The sequence below is a fragment of the Odoribacter sp. AF15-53 genome (assembly GCF_003479425.1).
In the GTDB taxonomy this organism is placed as follows: domain Bacteria; phylum Bacteroidota; class Bacteroidia; order Bacteroidales; family Marinifilaceae; genus Butyricimonas.
On record NZ_QUHC01000001.1, the window covers coordinates 198,486 to 220,316 of the forward strand.

Sequence of the window (21,831 nt, forward strand, 5' to 3'; positions counted from 1 at the left end):
TTAGCCCTTATAACAAAATGCAATCATTTTCAATAAAGCTTGTCCTACTCCCACTATAAAAAACAAACACCACCCCACGAGTAAGTAAAATGTTGGAATTTCCGTAAAATATTCCAATAAAAATATGAATGGAAATAATAAAATAAAATTCGGGTATTGGTACATTTGTCGGAAAATATATCGGAACATAGAAGGGTTGTCAACATTTTCCGTACCTGTTTCTTTCCGGTGATAAGCTTGGAATGTCAATAAAGCTCGATGTTGAAATTCCACCGAAATAAACACGATAAAGATGAAAGCTAACATCCACTCATCATATCTACCGAGTTGTAAGTAGGAATACCAAAGGGCCAAATTCATTAATGGATGACATGTTAGATGTGCCCAATAATCCATATCCCGCCCGTACGTAGAGAATTGTTTCGTGATTCGAGCTACCTCACCATCACTACAATCCATTACATACCACAAATAAAAACAAAAGATCCCTAGTACCTTGAATCCCCAACCGGGTAAGGCAAAGAATACAGATCCCACAACCCCGAAGAAAATCATAAATAACGTGATGGTATTCGGTCTTAATTTCCACTCCACGAATCTTGTCGAAAAAAATGGAGATAGTGGCATGCAAAGCCAATCCGCCACCAATCTGGAATTCCATCTCCCCATGGGAGTATAAGTTCGTACCTCTTTATAACTCAAACTCATTTTATTATTTTTTTATTACACCTTGTCCGTAAAGTTGGTATTTATATCCGCCCCAGGCTCGAACTAATAACAGTAATGTTTCTGTCATTACCACGACCCAAGCCACACTATAAATAGAGATCCATCCGCCGAACCATAAACAAGCAATAACTACGATATGCACGAATGAAACTCCAACCAGTGAATAATTTGTAAAATTAGGATGTCCCAAGGCGGCCAAAAAAGGATATCCTAGCAATGTATTTGGTAAAGCTACCAAGCAAGCGAACAGAAAAATATACATCACGTTCACGCTAGACTCATCCACGTTCCGAAATAACAAATGCATAATATCCGATATACACAACGCAACGACTACCACTAAACAAATATTGGCCAAATTCGACCAAACAAAAATCTTTTTAAAAAGAGCGATTCGTTTGTTTTTTGTCATATAAGGAAATATTGCGGATACCAATGGTTGATAAATCCCCGTTAATGCCTGATAAACTTTATCCGCCAGAGAGTAATAACCAACAGCCGTATTACCTAAAACCAATCCCAAAACAAAGGTATTGGTGTTTGTAAACATTGAAACAGAAATCCGTGATAGAAAATAATTGGCACTGTCTTTTGTTACGATTATAATATCCTTTATCTTGGGGAAAAAGAAATATACCCCGAATCGCTTCTTCATTAAATAAAGGCAAATGATCCCACTCCCGATACTCCCTACACTATAACAGATCGGGATGTAAAAATAATCGGAACTATCTTTTACCACGAAAAATAGAGGGGTTAGACTCAACACTTTCGTTACAACTGTCATTATTGTAATAAATCTCATCTGCTCCATTCCCTGAAAAAACCAATAAGGGGACATGATATTTCCGATTACCTGTCCAAAAAACAATAAAAAGAATATCTTTTCTTGTCTCAAAGAAGGAATTAGAAACAAACAAATCAATAAAATGGCAAAGGAAACAATACAAATTCCCACACGAGAGAAAGTAGCACTATTCACGTAGGTATTGATCGCCTCTTTTTGATCTCGGTTTTCCGCAATATAACGAGTTCCGGATAATCCGAAGCCAAAATCGGTCACGATCAAAAAATATTGCATAAAAGAAATTGCAAAGTTTACCAACCCGTAATGTTCCACTCCCAAATGGTTGTAAAGATAAGGTATCGTGATCAATGGCAAGAGATAATTTATCCCTTGCAAAATGGCCAACGAGAGAAAATTCTCGACCAATGGATTTCCTATCAGTCGTTTATTCAACATCTTTCTCTCGATCCCTTTTTACTGAAAAATGACGCATCAGAAATTTACTTCGAGTTACTTCTGCTATGTAAGGTAACGTGATCACCAATACCATTCCTAAAAATAGTCCAAGAGCTACGAAAGCTGTTATAATAATACCTCTTCTTGGTGCTGATGTTTGATAAGGTACGTAAACTTCTTCTAGCATGGTAAATACCGGCGTGTTATCCTGAGTCTTTAATTCTAATCGTTCTAATCTTCTGTTTAAACTTTGATAATTAGCATAAAGAGATTGGTATTCAGCTAAAAGACAACTTTTCTGTATTTCTATATTTCCGGTAGAAAGAATACGTTGTTTTGTTTGCAATTCTGTCATTTCTTTTTGTTTAGCTTCTAATTCTTGCATAGCCACCCTTTCCTGCCGTTTCAAAAATAACCATTGTTCTTCAATTTTTGTAGAACGATAATTTGTCACTTCTTCTTTAAGTAACGATAGTATATTCTGAGCTAAACGAGCAGCAATCATGGGGTCTTCTGTTGTTACTTTCAATAGAGCATTATCCTCTCCAATCCATAAAACTACATTTCGTTGCAAAACATCTACGGCCCGTTGCTCTCTCGTTGACAATACAAGCAATGAAGTATCTTGCGTCATGGTATTGTCTGTAATATCTCCTTTTTTTGCCATCCGAATTGTGGCAGGTAAGTCTATTGTATATTTTTTTATCCAACGTCTCAAATGAAAAGGACGATACTTGTCAGAACTTAGGTATTCAACCAGATTGACTTTTTTCCCGTCTTCTCCTTCCCAGACAGGCATATACATAACTTTTTTACGGAAGGTTATATTCTCCGTGACTCGCGGGTATAACCCCGGATTTAGTATTTCAGTTGCCTCATAAACACTTGGATTCTCTTTGTGCAAATAAGCATTTAAAGCACTTTGATCCAAATCCGTTTGCGGCTTTTGGGGAATAAAAGTGGAAACAGAAGTATATTGTTTGGGACTCAACAATACTACAAACACGCCCAAACACAAACATATAAGTGTAGTTTTAAGAATAAAAGATTTTTTTCTCCATAACAATCGGATCAAATCCGTTACATCAAATTCTTGCATAAAACATTTTTAAAAGGTTAACCAACTTATTAAGGATGCTGCATTCGCAAAATAGTTGCGTTAACTTGTGATTATTTATATCATGAGAGTGTAAATCGGATACTCTCGGTTCTTTCTTTGCGCAAAAGTACATTATTTGTTTTCAACTCACAACTGCTTGTGACTGTAAATTAAACTCTGCATTTGTCAAAAAATTGTATTCTTCAATTCTGAGATGTTTTGTAGGTTCGAGCTTGAACTTGGAATGTGAATGAGAGTACTGTATTAAATAGGTTCAACGTCTAATGGTTTAGGATTGATTTATGAATAGAAAGTATAGCGAGATTTGTGTTATTTTATATATCTTTGGCAGGCTTCTATACGGTATGATTTTTTCCCCATATTATTGGGTGTATATGGGTTGAGTTTTAGAATGATTTGAAATTGGAATATAGATATTATAGAATATGCAGAAGGTTGTTTATTTAGGAATGACGGCGGATATTATGCATCCGGGATTGATTAATATTATCAAGGAAGCAACGAAGTACGGCGAGGTCTTGATCGGGTTGTTAACCGATAAAGCAATCGCCTCGCACAAGCGTTTGCCTCATTTATCCTACGAGCAAAGAGAGGAGGTGGTGGCTAATATAAAAGGGGTTAGTCGTGTGGTACCGCAAGAGGAATGGAGTTACGTTCCTAATTTGTTGAAATACAAGCCTGATTATATTATTCACGGGGACGATTGGGTCGGGGGACCTTTGAAACAAATCCGGGAAGATGTTTTTCGTGTAATGCGAGAAATCGGGGGAGAGGTGATAGAGATCCCGTATACAAAAGGAATTAATTCATCGGGTTTAGATAAAGATATTAAAGCTATCGGGACGACTCCTGATATCCGGTTGAAGACTCTTCGTCGATTGATTGCAGCAAAACCGATCGTGAGAATTCTGGAGGCCCATAGCGGTTTATCCGGGTTGATTATCGAAAATATTTCCTTGCAGAAAGGGGATAAGTTACAAGTTTTTGATGGCATGTGGTCCAGTAGCCTGACGGATTCGACTAGTAAAGGTAAGCCGGACATAGAAGCAGTTGATCTGACGACTCGTTTGCAGGATTTGAATAATATACTGGAGTGCACGACGAAGCCGATTATTTTTGACGGTGACACGGGGGGGAAAATAGAACATTTTGTGTTTACCGTGAGGACGTTGGAACGTCACGGTATTTCTGCCGTTATCATAGAAGATAAGGTCGGGTTGAAGAAGAATTCTTTATTCGGAACGTCAGTTGAGCAACATCAGGCCACGATTGAGGAATTTTGTGACAAGTTACATGCGGGTAAAAATGCGCAGGTAACAAAAGAATTCATGATTATTGCTCGAATCGAAAGTTTGATTTGCGGGCAACCGGTAGAAGATGCGCTAGAGAGGGCTTTTGCTTATGTGGAAGCGGGTGCTGATGGCGTGATGATTCATAGTAAAGACAAGTCCGGGGAAGATATAAAGTTATTTTGTCAAAGATTCCGGGAGAAGGATAACGTGACTCCTATCGTGGTTGTTCCCACAACGTATAACCAGTTTACAGAAACGGAGTTGAACGGGTGGGGGATTAATATCGTGATTTATGCTAACCACATGTTAAGGGCTTCTTACCCGGCGATGTACAATGTGGCAAAAATAATACTTGAGAATGAACGATCCTTGGAGGCCGACCCTTATTGCATGCCAATAAAACAAATACTAGAGTTGATTCCGGGAACAAAATAGATTGATGATGGTTGATGTAAAAAAAGTGTACGATACCTTTATTGCTAAAGGTGTAGATTTCTTTACCGGGGTTCCAGATTCATTGTTGCAAAGTATTTGCGCGTATATCACGGATTATACCCCGAAAGAAAAAAACATAATTGCAGCTAATGAAGGTGCTGCAGTAGGGATTGCCGCCGGGTATTATTTGGCTTCAAATAAAATTCCTTTGGTGTATATGCAAAATTCTGGATTGGGTAATGCGGTTAATCCTTTGTTGTCATTGGTTGACGAAAGGGTGTACAAGATGCCCATGTTGTTCATGGTTGGTTGGCGCGGGGAACCGGGTGTCAAGGACGAGCCTCAGCATAAAAAGCAGGGAGAAGTTACTATCGGTTTATTGGAAGCGATGGGAATTTCATTCACGATCCTGGATGATCAAGAAGAATTAGCGTTGCAACAAATAGAGCGTGCGGTTGATCAGGTAAGAAACGAGTGTATCCCGCATGTTCTGGTTATTCGCAAGGGGGTGTTCGGAAAATACAAATTGCAGAACCAGATGAGAAATGATTACCCGTTATCCCGGGAAGATGCTTTAAAGATTGTTGTCAATCACTTGGATGAACATGATATTGTTGTTTCAACAACCGGAAAATTGTCGAGAGAGCTGTTTGAATACAGGGAGATATTGGGACAAGGTCATGCAAAAGATTTTCTAACGGTCGGGTCCATGGGACATGCTTCGTCAATTGCTTTGGGAATAGCTCTTGAGAAAAAGGGGCGAAATGTTTTTTGTTTTGACGGGGACGGTGCTTTTATCATGCACATGGGAGCGATCAGTAGTGTTGGAGATCTTTCTCCCGTAAATTACAAACATATTATTTTTAATAATGGAGTCCATGAATCCGTGGGAGGACAACCCACGGTCGCTTTTAAATTGGATATTCCTGTAATAGCGAAGGCATGTGGATACAAGCATGTTTTTGTTGCGAAGACAGAAATGGAAGTGTTAAAGGATTTGACCGAAATGAAAGGGTTGGAAGGTCCCGTGTTATTAGAAATTTGCGTAAAGATTGATTCGAGAGAGAATTTAGGCCGTCCGACAACATCACCGATCGAGAATAAAAATGATTTTATGAATTATCTGAAAAATGGGTAACAAGTTCGTCGTTTTATCGGATATACATGCTAATTTGTCTGCACTGAAAGCCGTAATTCAGGATTTTAAAGATAAATACAGTCCTGACGGGGTGATTCTCTTGGGAGATTTGATTAATTACGGGATGCGACCTAACGAGGTGATCTCAGAGATAAAATTGTTGTCACTTGAATTCCCTATAATATGTAATCTTCACGGGAATCACGAGAGGGCTTTGATAGATAGTGAACAACTTCCTCGATTTTCCAGCGAGCGGGGGCGTACTATTCTGGAGTACACGAAACGAGTTTTGACGAGAGACAGTTTCGAATATGTTTATAACCAGATGGAAATTGAAGGATATTCGGAATTGTTGATTCATGGTTGTTCTATTTTATGCGTGCATGGTAGTTTACGGGATGTATACTGGGGTAAATTATCTCCGGAATCCATGAAGGATGGGGGGTATGCTAGGTATGATTACGTGCTTTCGGGACATTCTCATATTCCGCATCATGTCGAGATGTTTTATTCTGGAGGGTTACCCGAGTTGCGAGGGAAAAAAAGGACGGTATTTTTGAACCCGGGTTCTGTCGGGCAACCTAGAAACCAGAATCCTAGTGCCCAATATTTATATTGGGATATGGAGGCCGGTTTGTTTCATCAGAACTCGGTGAATTATGACATTGAGTTGGAACAAAGCTTGTATACCGATGAGGTAGATGTATTTTACAGGGATAGATTATTTAAAGGTATTTAATGGATATGAAAAGAAAAGTACATGTGATAAGCGGGGTGACGGGAATGACGGGGAATGAGTTAGCCCGTCAGCTCGTGCGGGATGGAAGTAATCTTGTAATTGGTTTTGATAATTTCTTTGCCAGTTCGATAGATTCTGTCGCTGATTTGATTGAAGAAGAGAATTTTAAATTCTTTGAATATGATTTGAATGACGAGGAGCAAATGAATCAAATCGGTTCGATGGTAAAGAAACTCGGGGAAGAGGGAATGGAAATTTTTTACGTGAATTGTGCTGCCGTGGTTCACACGGAGCATTTTTATAAAGTGGAGAACACGTTTGCGACAAACGTCGTGGGTATGAAACGATTTTTAGACCAGGCGATAGAGGTCGGGGCTAGGGCTTATATAAATTGTTCCACGTCAGAAGTGTATTCCATGCAGTCGTGGAATGATAATGGAGGGGTTCGGGAAAGTGATTATCTGGTGTTGGCAACAGCCGAACATAGTCAACGTACAAGTTATGCGGTTGGAAAATTGTTGACTGAATTTTTCATGAAAGATGCGGTTGATAAGGGATTGATCCGGGGGTGTTCCATTCGTTTTGCCAATGTTTATAGTAATCATGAGTTATATCCCAAACATATAATACCTCATATTATAGCTAGTTTAAAGAATCGGGGCCAGGTGGAATTACTGGAAAATTCGAAGAGAAATAAGCGATCATTTTTGCATAATATAGATAGTTGTCGTGCTGTTCTTGCGTTGTTAAATGTGAGCGAAGCTTTGGATGGTTCTGTTTATAACGTTGCGACCGATGAAGAGATTTCAATTGTAGACCTGGTAAAATTGATCGGTTCTAAAATGGGAATAGAAGAGCCGGCTATTTTATTTGCCGGTTATCGCGCCTCGGACCCGGAACGGCGAATTTTGAACACGGATAAAATAAGACAAAGAACGTGTTGGGAACCTGTGGTGAATCTTTCACGTGGTTTGGATATGTGCCTAGGAATAGATAAAGAGAAAAAATGAAGACCGAGATCATTACCGTTGCAGGTAAAGCAACCCGTTTCAATCGTGATACAGACGAGGAGGTATTAAAATGCTTGTATTATAAAGACAGGCCGGAATGTAGTTTGTTGTATCAAATTCTCCAGAAATCGGAAGAGGTTGAACGATTCGTGATTGTTGGGGGGTATTTATATGATAAACTAGAGGAATACATGGACACGTGTTGCGATAAATTCAAGTCCCGTGTACAACTGGTGTATAATGATAAATACGACGAGTATGGTTCTGGATACAGTTTAATTAAAGGAATCGAGACAATCGATGATACAGATGAAGTGATTTTCGTGGAAGGAGATTTGTTTTTTGATAAAGTTAGTTTTCAGAAAGTTGTTGATTCCACGCGGGACGTGATTACCGTGAATAGAGAATTAATTCATGCAGACAAGGCGGTAGTCTTGTATGTTGATGGGGATGATTCAATACATTATCTCTATGATACTCGTCACAAGTTGTTGAATATACCGGAACCGGTGAAGGCGATTTATAATTCCGCTCAAATTTGGAAATTTCTTGATTTTTCTCGTTTGAAGAACGTGGTTTCCAATTTGACAGAACAGCAGGTACGGGGAACAAATCTGGAAATCGTGCAGGGGTACTTTGATAACAGGAAAAGTAATGATGTTTACACGTGTGTTATTGAAGAATGGGGAAATTGTAACACGGTTGCTGATTACTTGAAAATTTATTCTAGAATTAAAAATGAAAATCATGATGAACACGGTAGATAAATTGAGATTTTTGCAGCAGAAATTGGATCATGATGGCGTTGTGAAAATAATGATTGTCGGGCTTGGAAGTGTAGGTGGGTATTTGTTGGATTACCTGGTAAATTTGCAGGACCCGAAAATGGAGATCATCGTGGCAGGACGTGATGCAAGTAAATTGGTACAAGATGTTAATATCGTAAAGACTGCTGCGGTGATTCGAGGTGTTTTGAGAAGTAAGATCACGGTTGATGGAAAATGCGATCTGGATCATATTGATTTGATCGCGGAAACCATAAAACACCATCAGCCGGATATTATCGTGAATAGTAGTCGCGTGTTTGCTGGTTTGAAATATGGAAGTATCTCATGGCATGCTTTAAGAGCTTATGGGATTTGGACTCCACTTTCCGTGCGTTACACTCGTAACGTGATGGAAGGTTTCCATCTGGCAGGAAGTAAGGCTATTGTTATAAATACCTCGTATTCAGATGCCGTGATCCCGTGGTTGAAATCGGCGGGTAAAGCGTACCCGGATTTCGGTAGCGGTAATTTGAATCATTTGATTCCACGAATTAAGTTTTACGTGGCAGGGCAATACCAGATAGATAATTTGAACGAGATTGATGTTACTTTGGCTGTCAGTCATTTTCATGATGTTGTGATCAGTAAAGAGGGACATGCGGAAGGTCAGGATATTTTATTGGATATTAAATATCAAGGTCGTGAATTGGATATGGGACAAGCTGAAATATTGAAGCATTGTGCGATCGCCATGCCTGTAGACCAAAAAAGAAACATGATGAACGCTTCAAGTAATTTTGATATTATTCATGCAATAATCGAGGCGATTCGTTTGAAGAAAAGAAATAAAATACATTCTCCCGGGGTACAGGGTGAGATCGGGGGATATCCTTATATTATTGATGGGGAGGGGATGTGTATAGATGCTTATTTTGATGAGAGTGTATTTTCCTTGTCTCAAATGAGGGCGGCTAATAAGGCTTCCATTGCCTTGGACGGTATAGAGGATGTGCGTGAAGGTAATCTTGTGTATACGGATGTTCTGATTGAAAAAGTGAATGAGGTTTTTGGTGTCGGGTTGCCTAAAGTGGTGCATTTCGATGAAATTGATGATGTTGGTCAGTTTATTATTGCACAAATTATAGAAAAGAATAGATGAATAAATGTTTAGTTTGCTATTACTTGCCAACTAATAGTGTTACTTTTTGATGTCGTAAAGTTAAGGAATTGTTAAAATGAAAAAAACTCGACTTCTTGACGCAACCATTGGTCTATCTTCGCATCTTAAAATTAAAAGCAACACACACAACACTATTATAAAAATATGAAGACAAATCAAACATCTAGGGTCTATACGACGTAAAAGGGGAGAGGATTTCGAGAGAGCGTTTTTCTACTTGTAAATACGCTATAAAAAAGAGAGAATAAGTTCACTTATGTGGACAATTTGGAGGTTTATGCCGTTTTAAATGGATCTAGGAATGAAAAGGATATTGATAATTGGAGGAGATAGTTTTATTGCCGGGCAATTTATAAAGAAATATGTATCAACGGATTCTATCACGTGTTATAGTCGCCGACCGACGGGATACGAGAAAGAAATTGTTGTGAAAGCATTTCGGGATATGCCTGTTGAGGCTTTTTCGGGATTTGATTCCGTGATAAATTTTGCCGCGATCGTACATCGTCCGGAAGAGAAAAATAAAGAGCTTTATGATGATGTGAATTATCGGATGGCTTGCTTGTTGGCACAAAAAGCAAAACAGGCGGGAGTTCGTCAGTTCGTGCAGATGAGTACAATAGCCGTATTCGGTCGTGCTAGTCGAATTTCAGCAGCAACACCTGAAAGTCCGCAGACTTATTATGGCAGTTCAAAACTAAAGGCGGATAAGGAGTTATTGGCGATGAGTGACCGAGAGTTTAAGGCTGCAATTATTCGTCCACCCATGGCTTACGGGGGAGGGATGGCACCGGGAAACATGTTGCGATTGATTCGTTTGGTAAATAGACATATCCCGCTTCCTTTCGGTTCTGCTCGAAATAGTCGTGATTTTATTAATGTAAAAAATTTGATTGAATTTCTTCATTTAGCCGTGGAAAAAGAGGCGGATGGTGTATTTTATCCGACAGATAAAGAGCCATATTCTACCCGTAACGTGGTGGAGGAGATTTCTCGTCAGTTGGGAGTACATACGGTTAACTTACCTTCTCCCTCTATATTCCTGAAATTAATAGAGAAGGTGCGCCCGGATCTTTACCAGAAACTTTGGGGAGACGTGGTGATCGATCGTCAATTGGCTTTGAGTGCTATTGGTTACGAGCCTCGTTACACTCTGGAAGATGGAATACGTGAGATGGTAGAATCGTTTAAACAACGGAAATGATAAATTGGATTTACGGATTTGTTCTCCTGCTCCTTTTCGTGCTGGAGAACATTTATTTTAAAATAGCCAAGAAGTACAATATTTTAGATGTTCCTAACGAGAGAAGTTCTCATCATACAATTACCCTGCGAGGAGGTGGAGTGATTTTTTATTTTGGGGTACTTATCTACGAGTTGGTTTTTGGCTTTTTTGCCCCGTGGTTCGTGTGTGGGTTGACGTTGGTGGCGTTGATCAGTTTTATTGATGATATGAATCCGCTTTCCGCGAAGATTCGTCTTTTGGTGCAAGCTTTTTCCTTATTATTGCTCCTTTTACAATTGGGGGTACATGAGGTGGCGTGTGGATACGTGGTCTTGTCATTGTTTTTCGGGTTGGCCATACTTAATATATATAATTTCATGGACGGGATTAATGGTATTACCGGAGGATATAGTCTGGTTGCCATGCTGGCGTTGTGGGGAATCAATGCTTTCGTGACCCCGATTGCCCCGGCGGGTTTTATCCCGGTTGTGATTCTGGCCTTGCTGGTATTTAATTTCTATAATTTCCGTTCTCATGCCCGGTGTTTCTCCGGGGACGTGGGTGCCGTGTCGATGGCTTTTATTATTCTTTTTTTATTGGGGACTTTTATCCTGCATTCAGGGCATATCTCGGTGTTGGTCTTGTTAGCGGTATACGGTGTCGATGGCGTGTTAACGATTATACATCGCATTTTATTGAAAGAGAATATCGGTCAACCTCACCGGAAGCATCTTTATCAATTGTTGGCGAATGAAGGAAAATATCCTCACTTGTCTGTTTCTTTGATGTATATGGGGGTACAGGCGTTGGTTAATGTCGGGTATTTGTTGATCTTGATGTATGCCGCGGATTACACGTTGGTTTATTTCGGGATTTCAATGCTTGTACTGATAGCTATTTATTTGCCTTTGCGACGTAAATTTTACGCTTTAAGAGGGCAAGATTAGGGTTTATATGTAGAAAGAGGTGAAAACTACAATAAATTTTAATTTTCAATTTTCAATTTTCAATTAATCCTGTATCTTTGCGACGGATCCGGCAAATTGGTTTATCACGATTGCCCTTTGGGGGGCGAAAGTGTGAACCAAAAGGGTTGGTTGCGTAAAAAAACATTCAAAAAAAGTAATATGAGATTTTTTATATTTATTGTATTAATGCTTGGCATTACAGGAATTGCTCGTGCACAGATGTCCGATGCGCAAGTAATCGAAGCCGTGAAGGAGGCTCAAGCTCAAGGGAAAAGTCAGGATGAAATTGTTGTTATGTTGGCCGAAAAAGGGGTGACAAAAGAACAAGTGATGCGTATCAAAGAGAATTACGAGAAACAAGGTTCTAATCAAGGTGGCTTGTCTCAAGGAAACCGCGAGCGTGTTGATACTATTTCCGTGGGCAACAGGGATGTCGTGTTGGTAACGGAAGGTGATCAGAAAAGTATTTTTGGTAGGAATCTTTTTAGTAATAAAAACCTGACATTCGAGCCGAGTCTGAATATACCAACGCCGGATAATTACAAATTAGGACCTGGGGATGAGGTGATCATTGATATATGGGGGAATTCGGAGACCACGATAAGACAGGTGATATCGCCGGAAGGGAATATTAACGTGTCTGGGATTGGACCGATTTATTTGAACGGGAAACAGATTAAAGAGGCTTCTTCTTATTTGAAAAATATGTTTAGCCGGATATATTCTGATTTATCATCCGAAAATTCGGGAACATTTTTGAAGCTCTCTTTAGGGCAAATTCGGAGTATTCAAGTAAATATTATGGGAGAGGTGGTAATGCCGGGAACGTATACCTTACCGTCGTTAGCAACAGTCTTTCATGCTTTGTATTCGGCTGGAGGAGTCAATAATGTGGGAACGTTACGAGATATTGTCGTGTATCGGAACGGAAAGCTTCTTAAACGTGTTGACGTGTATGAGTATATTATGAACGGCGATGATAGTTTTGATATCACGTTGCAGGATGGAGATTTGATAAATGTGGGTACTTACCAGAAAATCATTTCAATTTCGGGGAATGTGAAACGTCCTATGCGTTATGAATTGAAAAATGATGAAGGATTAAGTAAATTGTTGGATTATGCAGGAGGTTTTACTAGTAGTGCCTATAAAAAGAATTTGAATATTAATCGGAAAGGCGATACAGAACACCAGATATTTACTGTTTTTAGTGAAGAATATCCTTCTTTCGTTTTAGCGGATGGGGATGTTGTGACGGTCGATCCTATTTTGGAAAAATATAAAAATCGTGTTTCTATTAATGGAGCCGTGTTTAGAGACGGGAATTATGCGATTAATGATGCGATTAAGACCGTTAAAGATCTGGTGTTGGTAGCAGAAGGTCCCAGAGAAGATGCTTTTTTGGATCGGGCAATATTATATCGTGAAAAGGATGATTTGACCCGGGAAGTTATTTCTGTTGATTTGGGAAAATTGTTGAATGGAGAGATTGAAGATATTCCATTAAAAAAGAATGATAATTTGTATGTTCCTTCAGCTTTGGCTTTGCGGGAAGGGTACGTGATAAATATTCGGGGAGAGGTTAAGAGTCCGAAAGAGTATCCTTATGTGGATAACATGACTTTGGAAGATGCGGTTGTTCAAGCTGGGGGATTGCTTGAATCTGCTTCGGTGGTGCGGATTGATGTGGCGAGAAGAATAAAATCACCAAAAAGTACCACGGAAGCACAGGAGGAAGCTCAGTTATTTACTTTTGCATTGAAGGACGGGTTAATGATTGACGGGGCAAAATCCTTTTTATTGGAGCCTTTTGACGAAATTTACGTGCGTCGGTCTCCCGGATATCGGGAACAGAGAAACGTGCAAGTTATTGGGGAAGTTCTTTACCCTGGTGTTTATGCAAAAATGTCTGTAAATGATAGACTTTCGGATTTGATAAAACGTGCTGGAGGGGTGACTTCAAAAGCTTACGTGAAAGGAGCTCGATTGGAACGACGCTTGAATCAGGATGAACTATTAAGAATTTCCTCGGCTCAGAAGTTAGCTCGATTTACGGAGGGAGATTCCATATCTATGGAAAGTTTAGATTTGGGAAAAACTTATTACGTGGGGATTGATTTGGAAAAAGCTTTGGCTAATCCCGGCGGAGAAGCGGATTTAGTGCTTCGAGAAGGTGACGTCTTGTATGTTTCTAACTATATAAATACGGTGAAGATCAGTGGGGCCGTGATGTATCCGAATGCGGTTACTTACCAGAGAAAAATGAAATTGCGGGATTACGTGGATAATGCCGGGGGGTACAGTATGAACGCGAAGAAACGTAGGGCTTATGTGCTTTATTCCAATGGAACATTGGCCGTGCGTCGAGGGTGGAAAAGGCCGAAGATAGAGCCGGGATGTGAAATTATAGTACCGATGAAGCTAGAGCGTAAGAATAGATTTGGATTACCTGAGATATTGTCTTTGACAACTTCGACAACTTCAATCGCCGCAATGGTTACCGCAATTCTTAATAACACGAAGTAGTATGGAACAAGAAATAAAACAAGTAAATCAGATGCCGCAGGAGGAAGAGATTGATCTGGTTGAGGTTATCCGGAAATTATGGAACAACCGGAAGTTAATTTTGAAAATTACGATCGTGTTTATGGTGTTGGGTGTGTTGGTAGCATTGTTCAGCCCGAAAGAATATACTGCCGGGTGTACGATGGTTCCCCAATCAGGTGATAAAAAGATGGGGGGGAATTTGAGTGGGTTGGCATCCATGGTCGGGATAAATTTGGGTGGAGCGTCAAGTGGTGAAATTTTGGCTCCCACGATTTACCCTAAAATTGTATCCAGTATTCCTTTTAGAAAGGATTTGATGGAAACCCCGTTGAAGTTTGAAGATTACGAGGAGCCGATTACTTTATTAGATTATTATACGAAGGATGAGTATCAGAAATTCAGTCTTGGCGGTACGATTATGAAATACACGGTCGGGTTACCCGGGGTGATCATATCAGCTATAAGAGGCGAGGATACGACAACTATTTCTACCGGAGAGGGGAGTTTGATTCAGTCACTTTCTCAGGACGAGAAAAAAATGTCCGAGAAGTTGAATAATATGATTTCTTTGAACGTGAATGATAAGGAGGGGTATGTTCAGTTGACCGCCTCGTTGCCGGAGCCATTGGCTGTAGCACAATTGGCACAACAGGCTCAAGTATTGTTGCAGCAATATATTACTCGTTTTAAGATTGAGAAGGTGCAGTCAAATTTGGATTTCGTGAGAAATCAGTATGAGAAGTCGAAGTTACGTTACGAGGAAAAACAGGAAGAATTGGCGAAGTTCAGGGATGCAAATAAGAACTTTTCTTCTGCCGTGGCAAAGACAAAGGAAGAGGTGCTGACGAACGAGTATAATCTGGCGTATAGTGTTTATTCCGAGTTGGCGAAACAGTTGGAACAAGCGGAAATTGCCGTGAACGAGACAACTCCGATCTTGACGGTGGTGGAACCGGTGGTTGTACCGACGGAGCGTTCCAAGCCTAAGCGAGGATTGATTTGCGTGTTGTTTACATTTCTGGGTGTTTTTGCCGGAGTGGGAACCGTTTTGGCAATCCCTTTTGTTGCCAATGTTTTCGGAAATGACAAATTGAAGAAATATATCAAGGAGTGATGGTTTGATGTAGGGGAAGATATTTGGTTAGAGAGGAGCATTCAGAGATGGATGCTCTTTTTTACGATATTGGAAGTTTTTTTACCTTTGTAAGAATATTTTTCAGATATGATTGACTTTGGGATTTTAGCACGGAGAATAAAAGGTGACGTGATGACGGATTCGCTTCATCAAGTGATTTACGCGACAGATGCGTCTGCCTACAGAGAGATGCCGTTGGCGGTTGTTTATCCTCGAAATACGGAGGATGTGAAGGCGTGCGTGGCATTTGCCAAAGAGAATGGAATTACATTGATTCCCAGGGCTGCGGGCACTTCACTAGCCGGACAAGTCGTGGGGAACGGGTTGGTGGTAGATGTTTCACGATATATGAATCGAGTGCTGGAAGTGAACGAGCGTGAACATTGGATTCGGGTTGAACCGGGAGTGGTGTTGGATGAATTGAACTTGTTGGTGAAGCCTTCAGGATTATTTTTTGGTCCGGAAACGTCTACTTCGAATCGTTGTTGTCTGGGAGGAATGGTAGGGAATAATTCGTGCGGTTCTCATTCGTTGGTGTACGGGAGTACCCGGGATCATTTGTTGGAGGCAAAGGTCGTGTTAAGTAATGGAGAAGAGGTTTTGTTGAGAGGGATGGATGCAAGTGAGGTGAGAGGTAAAATGAGGGAGAATACTTTGGAAGGGCGGATATACAAACACGTGATAGAGATGCTGGAGGGGAACCGGGATGAGATTATCCGGCATTTTCCCGATCCGGCGTTGCGGAGAAGAAATTCGGGGTATGCTATTGATCAGTTATTGTATTCAAATTATTTTGATAAAACCAGCGAGGAGAGGTTTAATTTGTGTAAATTGTTGGCCGGATCAGAGGGTACGCTGGCTTTCGTGACAGAATTGAAATTGAATCTTGTGCCGTTACCTCCTAAAGAGAAAGCCGTGATTTGCGTGCATTGCAGGACGTTAGAAGAGGCATTTGAGGGGAATCTCGTGGCGTTGAAGCATCATCCGGTGGCTATTGAATTGATGGATCGAAATATACTGGAACTGAGTAAGGGAAATATATCACAAAATAAGAATCGTTTTTTTATTCAAGGTGATCCTGCTGCAATTTTGATCGTGGAATTGGCAAGGGATTCTCGTGAGGAAGTTGACGGAATAGCGGATCAAATTGAGGCGGATTTAAGAATGCGGGGGTACGGATATCATTTCCCTCGCGTGTACGGGAGTGATATTAGTCGGGTATGGAGTTTGAGGAAGGCTGGGTTGGGGTTGTTGTCCGGAATGCCGGGGAGTGCTAAACCGGTATCCGTGATCGAGGACACCGCGGTTGCCCCGGAACGGTTGCCTGCATACATGAAGGACTTCGGGGAGATGTTGGACCGGTTGGGGTTGAAATGCGTGTATCACGCTCATATTAGTACGGGCGAGTTGCATTTGCGACCTGTTTTGAATTTGAAAGATGAAAATGATCGGATTTTGTTCAGGCGTGTAGCAGAGGAAACTGCGAGATTAGTGAAGAAGCATCGGGGGGCTTTGAGTGGGGAACATGGGGATGGGCGATTGCGTGGTGAATTTATCCCGTTGTTGTTCGGGGAGAAGGTTTACGGGCTGATGAAGGAAACGAAGGAGAGTTGGGATCCGGAGGGAGTTTTTAACGCGAAGAAAATTGTGAATACCCCGCCTATGGATAGTTCTCTTCGCTACGAGGTGCGACGTGATTTGATGGTCGAGAAAACATCTACTTATTTTGATTTTTCGAAGGAAAAAGGGTGGTTATGTGCCATAGAGCAATGTAACGGTTCGGGTGATTGTCGGAGATCGTATGCTTTCGGGGGAACCATGTGTCCGAGTTTTCGGGCAACAGGGAAGGAAAGTCATACAACACGAGCCCGGGCGAATACGTTACGGGAGTTTTTGACGCATCCGAGAACCGAAAAGGTGTATGATCAGCGGGAGATATTGGAGGTGTTGGATACTTGCGTGTCATGTAAAGCCTGTAAGTCAGAGTGTCCTTCAAACGTGGATATTGCCCGCTTTAAGGCAGAATACTTGCAACATTATTATGACGTCTGTGGGGTGCCGATGAAGGCTTTTCTGGTAGCCCGCTTGACGGAAATCCAGCGTTTGGGGGCAATTTTTCCTTGGTTTTATAATGCTGTCGTGTGTAATCGATTGACGGGAGGGATATTGAAGCGTGTATTGCAATTTGCTCCGGAGCGGACGCTCCCGATGCTTTATAAAACAACTTTGAAGCATTGGATCGGACGTTATAACCGGAAAAATAAAGGACAAACGGTAGGAAAGGTGTTGCTTTTTGCTGACGAGTTCACGAATTATATGGACGTGGAGATCGGGATGAAGATGGTTGAGTTGTTGGATCGGTTAGGGTATGAGGTGGTGATCCCGAAACACGTGGAGAGCGGGCGTACGGCAATATCAAAGGGAATGTTGAAGGTTGCCCGGAAAGTGGCTCGAAAGAATGTGATGTTGTTAAAGAATATCGTTTCCGAAAATGTGCCGTTAGTTGGTATAGAGCCTTCGTGTATATTATCGTTTCGGGATGAATATCCTGATTTGGTAGGAGAGGAGCTGAAAGAAGAGGCTGTCCGGTTAGGAAAAAATTGTTTGTTATATGATGAGTTTTTTGTCCGGGAGATTCGTGTCGGGAGGATACGTGCGGAGCAGTTTACCGATCAACCATTGAATATTTTATTGCACGGGCATTGTCACCAAAAGTCGTTGGCTTCGGTTGAACCATCTCGTGAGATGTTGTCGTTGCCCGTGAATTATAAAGTAGAGGTGATTCCTTCCGGATGTTGTGGGATGGCAGGAGCTTTTGGTTACGAGAAGAAACATTACGAGCTGTCGATGAAGATCGGGGAGCAGGTGTTGTTTCCGGCCGTGAGAGGGGTAGGAGATGATGTGTGCATTTCAGCACCGGGAACGAGTTGTCGGCAGCAGATAAAGGATGGGACGGGAAAACAGGCGTTGCATCCGATCGAGGTTTTGTACGGGGCTCTGTTGACAAGATAATATCTATAAATAATTGTTTTATTCGTTTGATGTAAAATATTAAAGTTATATTTTTGAAGTTCAAATTTTTAATTTGTATAGAAGGTAAACGGGAATATAAAGATTAATAATATTGAATATGAAGAATTTTGCAATTATGGGCGTGGCGGGATATATTGCACCGAGGCATTTGCGTGCGATAAAGGATACGGGGAATCAATTGGTGGCAGCGTATGACAAGTTTGACAGCGTGGGGATCATGGATAGTTATTTCCCGAATTGTGCTTTTTTCACGGAAATGGAATTATTTGATCGTCATTGTTCGAAATTGAAAAAGAGCAATGAGCGAGTTGATATGGTGTCTATTTGCACTCCTAATTATTTGCATGACGCTCATATTCGTTACGGTTTACGGCTGGGGGCTGATGTGATTTGTGAAAAACCGTTGGTGTTGAATCCTTGGAATATAGATGCGTTGGAAGACGTGGAGCGGGAAACCGGGCATCGAGGATACACGATTTTGCAATTGCGTTTACATGAGTCAATAAAAGCGTTGAAGAAAAAAGTCGAGGAAGGGCCGAAAGATAAAGTGTATGATGTGGATTTGACCTATATTACTTCTCGCGGTAATTGGTATTACACGAGTTGGAAGGGGGATGAGCGTAAAAGTGGCGGAGTAGCCACGAATATAGGGGTTCACTTTTATGATATGTTATCGTGGATATTCGGGCCGGTAAAGGAGAATATCGTACACGTGATGAGTCATGACCGGGTGGCTGGTTTTTTAGGACTGGAAAAGGCGCGAGTGCGTTATTTCTTGAGTATAAATGCCGATAATTTGCCGGAAAATGCCGTGCAGGGCGAGAAACGGACGTATCGTTCGATCCAGATAGAGGGTGATGAGTTCGAGTTTAGTCAAGGATTCACGGAACTGCATACTGAAAGTTTTCGTAAGATTTTGGCCGGAGAGGGATTCCGAATAGGAGAAGCCCGTAATTGCATAGGGATTGTTCATGATATCAGACATGCAGTGCCGATTGGATTGAAGGGGGATTATCATCCTTTGGCCAAGTTACCTTTATCCAAACATCCTTTCGGATGGGCAAGATGAGAAAGCTAAAAGAGTCCATAAAGTTCATAAGGTCCATAAAGTCCATAAGGTCAGTGGACCCCTGCGGGGCGCTTTGTTTACGGCAACTTGAGTTGCCGAATTACGGAATCAACGATCTCTCGATCATTGAATTCTTCAATCTAAAATCATTAAATTTTAAATTAAAAGGGTTTGCATGGTTGTATAACTTGTAACTTGCAAACTTGTAACATATAACTCGCCGAAGGCGAAATAAAACTAGGGGAAATGAAGATTATTGATAAAGAATTGCTGGATGAGGTTTCACGACAAGCAGAGGCGAGTCCCCGCTTGCGGATGAATTATAATTTTCATGATACGTTGGAGGCTAACGCTCAACGTTTATTGAATGCGTTGGAACCAGGGACAGAGTTGCCTGTACATAGGCATTGTTTTACGGCAGAGACTTATATTGTTCTTCGGGGTGAGATTAACGTGTTTTTTTACGATGATGACAAACGAGTAACCGAGTCTGTGACTTTGAATCCATTGAAGGGGGAATATGGTATTCATATTCCCGCGGGACAATGGCATACCTTGGAAGTCGTGGAGAAAGGTACGGTGATATTTGAAGTAAAGGATGGCCCTTATCGTCCGTTGGGACCGGAAGACAGACTTGATTAATTTTAAATTTGATGATTTTAGATTTTAGATTAAAAAATTCTGTGATTTGGTGATTTTAGATTAGGTGATTACGGGTACACAAGGCCGGGCTTATTTCTTGATTTACGATTTATGATTAAGTTGATTTCCTCGTGCGATTCTCACGCTCTTTTTTTATAATCACTGAATCATTCAATCGGCAATCACTGAATCTTTAAATTTTAAACTCTGAACTTAAAACTAAATATTAAATTCTTTCTATGTATAATAAATTACTAAATAAAGAGGCGAAGTTGGCTTTGGTCGGGTTAGGATATGTCGGGTTGCCCATTGCTTTGGAATTTGCCAAGAAGATTTCCGTGATTGGTTTTGATATTAACGAGGGACGGTTGGCGAAGATGCGGGAAAAAATAGATCCGAGTAATGAATTAGGTGCGGAAGCGTTCGCGAATAGTGATATTTATTTCACGTCTTCCGTGGATGAATTACGAGAAGCTTCGTTTTTTATCGTGGCAGTACCAACCCCGATAGATCAATTTAACCAACCGGATTTGCGTCCTTTGTTGTCTGCCTCCAGAACGGTTGGGATGGCCTTGAAGAAAGGGGATTATGTTGTTTATGAATCAACGGTATATCCTGGCTGCACGGAAGAGGATTGTATCCCGATTCTGGAAGAGGTGTCCGGGTTGAAGGTTGGGATTGATTTCAAGGTCGGTTATTCTCCGGAGCGAATAAATCCGGGGGATAAGGTACACACGCTAGCGAATACGGTGAAGATTGTTTCAGGATGTGATGCGGAGACATTAGATACGGTTGCCAAGGTTTACGAGTTGGTAGTGAAGCCGGGTGTACATCGGGCTCCTAATATAAAGGTGGCAGAGGCCGGGAAGATTATTGAAAACACGCAGCGTGATGTGAATATTGCATTGATGAACGAGTTGTCCATTATATTCAGTCGTATCGGAATTAACACGTATGATGTGTTGGAAGCTGCAGGAACTAAATGGAATTTTTTGAAGTTTTATCCCGGTCTGGTGGGAGGACATTGTATCGGGGTAGATCCTTATTATTTAGTACATAAGGCAAAAGAGTTGAAGTATCATCCCCAGATGATTAATGCCGGGAGGTTCGTGAACGATTCTATGGGAGGTTATATTGCCAAGAAGATCGTGAAAAAGATGATCGGCATGGGGAAGAATATTTTGGGAGCCCGTGTATTGGTTATGGGGGTTACGTTCAAGGAGGATGTGTCGGATATCCGAAATTCGAAAGTGGTGGATATCGTGAGTGAGTTGAAAGATTTTGGAGTGGATGTGGATGTTATGGATCCACATGCGGATTCGGAAGAGGTGATGCATGAATACGGGTTTAAGTTAATCGAACGGCCCAGGGCAAATTATGATGCCGTTGTCGTGGCGGTTGCACACAAAGAGTACATGGATTTGGATGAGACCTATTTCCGTGGGCTGACATACGAACATGCCGTGTTAGGGGATATAAAAGGTATTTATCGGGGTAAAATTCATCAGATGAAATACTGGAGCCTATAAATAAAATGATAACTTCGCGCTAGAATTTAA

General features: G+C 41.0%; 17 protein-coding genes. 14 read left to right on the forward strand and 3 right to left on the reverse strand.

Annotated features, from left to right (window positions below):
* From DWW52_RS00800 to DWW52_RS00810, 3 genes are read right to left on the reverse strand one after another with little or no spacing between them, the layout of a single operon-like run.
* A complete protein-coding gene (locus DWW52_RS00800; protein WP_118713580.1) occupies positions 1–708 on the reverse strand; it encodes a CDP-alcohol phosphatidyltransferase family protein in 708 nt (235 codons plus the stop codon).
* A gap of 4 nt (positions 709–712) precedes the next feature.
* Positions 713–1,972 carry a flippase gene (locus tag DWW52_RS00805; protein ID WP_118713581.1) on the reverse strand — a complete coding sequence of 420 codons (1,260 nt, stop codon included), beginning with the start codon at positions 1,970–1,972 and terminating at the stop codon, positions 713–715.
* Positions 1,962–3,071 carry a Wzz/FepE/Etk N-terminal domain-containing protein gene (locus DWW52_RS00810; protein ID WP_118713582.1) on the reverse strand — a complete coding sequence of 370 codons (1,110 nt, stop codon included), beginning with the start codon at positions 3,069–3,071 and terminating at the stop codon, positions 1,962–1,964. Before DWW52_RS00810 ends, DWW52_RS00805 begins: the two co-directional genes overlap by 11 nt.
* A gap of 446 nt (positions 3,072–3,517) precedes the next feature.
* Between DWW52_RS00810 and aepX the strand changes: the two genes are divergently transcribed.
* From aepX to DWW52_RS00880, 14 genes are all read left to right on the forward strand, one after another.
* A complete protein-coding gene (aepX, locus tag DWW52_RS00815) occupies positions 3,518–4,819 on the forward strand; it encodes a phosphoenolpyruvate mutase (RefSeq protein WP_118713583.1) in 1,302 nt (433 codons plus the stop codon).
* A 7-nt stretch (positions 4,820–4,826) separates the two neighbouring features.
* Positions 4,827–5,957, forward strand: a complete 1,131-nt coding sequence (aepY, locus tag DWW52_RS00820; RefSeq protein ID WP_118713584.1) for a phosphonopyruvate decarboxylase — start codon at positions 4,827–4,829, stop codon at positions 5,955–5,957.
* The gene (locus DWW52_RS00825; RefSeq protein WP_118713585.1) at positions 5,950–6,696 is read left to right on the forward strand and encodes a metallophosphoesterase; all 747 of its coding nucleotides are present in this window, start codon (positions 5,950–5,952) and stop codon (positions 6,694–6,696) included. Before aepY ends, DWW52_RS00825 begins: the two co-directional genes overlap by 8 nt.
* Positions 6,697–6,701: 5 nt before the next feature.
* Positions 6,702–7,706 carry an NAD(P)-dependent oxidoreductase gene (locus tag DWW52_RS00830; RefSeq protein ID WP_118714263.1) on the forward strand — a complete coding sequence of 335 codons (1,005 nt, stop codon included), beginning with the start codon at positions 6,702–6,704 and terminating at the stop codon, positions 7,704–7,706.
* Entirely contained in the window at positions 7,703–8,473 is a 771-nt protein-coding gene (locus tag DWW52_RS00835; RefSeq protein ID WP_118713586.1) for a DUF6564 domain-containing protein, read from the forward strand. The genes DWW52_RS00830 and DWW52_RS00835 overlap by 4 nt, the downstream gene beginning before the upstream one ends.
* Entirely contained in the window at positions 8,454–9,632 is a 1,179-nt protein-coding gene (locus DWW52_RS00840) for a hypothetical protein (protein WP_199691939.1), read from the forward strand. Before DWW52_RS00835 ends, DWW52_RS00840 begins: the two co-directional genes overlap by 20 nt.
* A 322-nt stretch (positions 9,633–9,954) precedes the next feature.
* Positions 9,955–10,857, forward strand: a complete 903-nt coding sequence (locus DWW52_RS00845; RefSeq protein ID WP_158582445.1) for an NAD-dependent epimerase/dehydratase family protein — start codon at positions 9,955–9,957, stop codon at positions 10,855–10,857.
* Positions 10,854–11,825 (forward strand): glycosyltransferase family 4 protein, encoded by a 972-nt coding sequence (locus tag DWW52_RS00850; protein WP_118713589.1) that lies wholly within the window; start codon positions 10,854–10,856, stop codon positions 11,823–11,825. The genes DWW52_RS00845 and DWW52_RS00850 overlap by 4 nt, the downstream gene beginning before the upstream one ends.
* A 180-nt stretch (positions 11,826–12,005) precedes the next feature.
* Complete coding sequence (locus DWW52_RS00855; RefSeq protein ID WP_118714264.1) at positions 12,006–14,372, forward strand: SLBB domain-containing protein; 2,367 nt, start codon at positions 12,006–12,008, stop codon at positions 14,370–14,372.
* A 1-nt stretch (position 14,373) separates the two neighbouring features.
* Positions 14,374–15,507: a Wzz/FepE/Etk N-terminal domain-containing protein gene (locus DWW52_RS00860; RefSeq protein WP_118713590.1), complete on the forward strand. Its 1,134-nt coding sequence runs from the start codon at positions 14,374–14,376 to the stop codon at positions 15,505–15,507.
* 108 nt (positions 15,508–15,615) lie between these two features.
* The gene (locus DWW52_RS00865; protein WP_118713591.1) at positions 15,616–18,540 is read left to right on the forward strand and encodes an FAD-binding and (Fe-S)-binding domain-containing protein; all 2,925 of its coding nucleotides are present in this window, start codon (positions 15,616–15,618) and stop codon (positions 18,538–18,540) included.
* 118 nt (positions 18,541–18,658) lie between these two features.
* Positions 18,659–19,630 carry a Gfo/Idh/MocA family protein gene (locus tag DWW52_RS00870; RefSeq protein WP_118713592.1) on the forward strand — a complete coding sequence of 324 codons (972 nt, stop codon included), beginning with the start codon at positions 18,659–18,661 and terminating at the stop codon, positions 19,628–19,630.
* Positions 19,631–19,876: 246 nt separating this feature from the next.
* Positions 19,877–20,272, forward strand: a complete 396-nt coding sequence (locus tag DWW52_RS00875) for a WbuC family cupin fold metalloprotein (RefSeq protein WP_118713593.1) — start codon at positions 19,877–19,879, stop codon at positions 20,270–20,272.
* 239 nt (positions 20,273–20,511) lie between these two features.
* The gene (locus DWW52_RS00880) at positions 20,512–21,801 is read left to right on the forward strand and encodes a nucleotide sugar dehydrogenase (protein ID WP_118713594.1); all 1,290 of its coding nucleotides are present in this window, start codon (positions 20,512–20,514) and stop codon (positions 21,799–21,801) included.
* Positions 21,802–21,831: the final 30 nt, after the last annotated feature.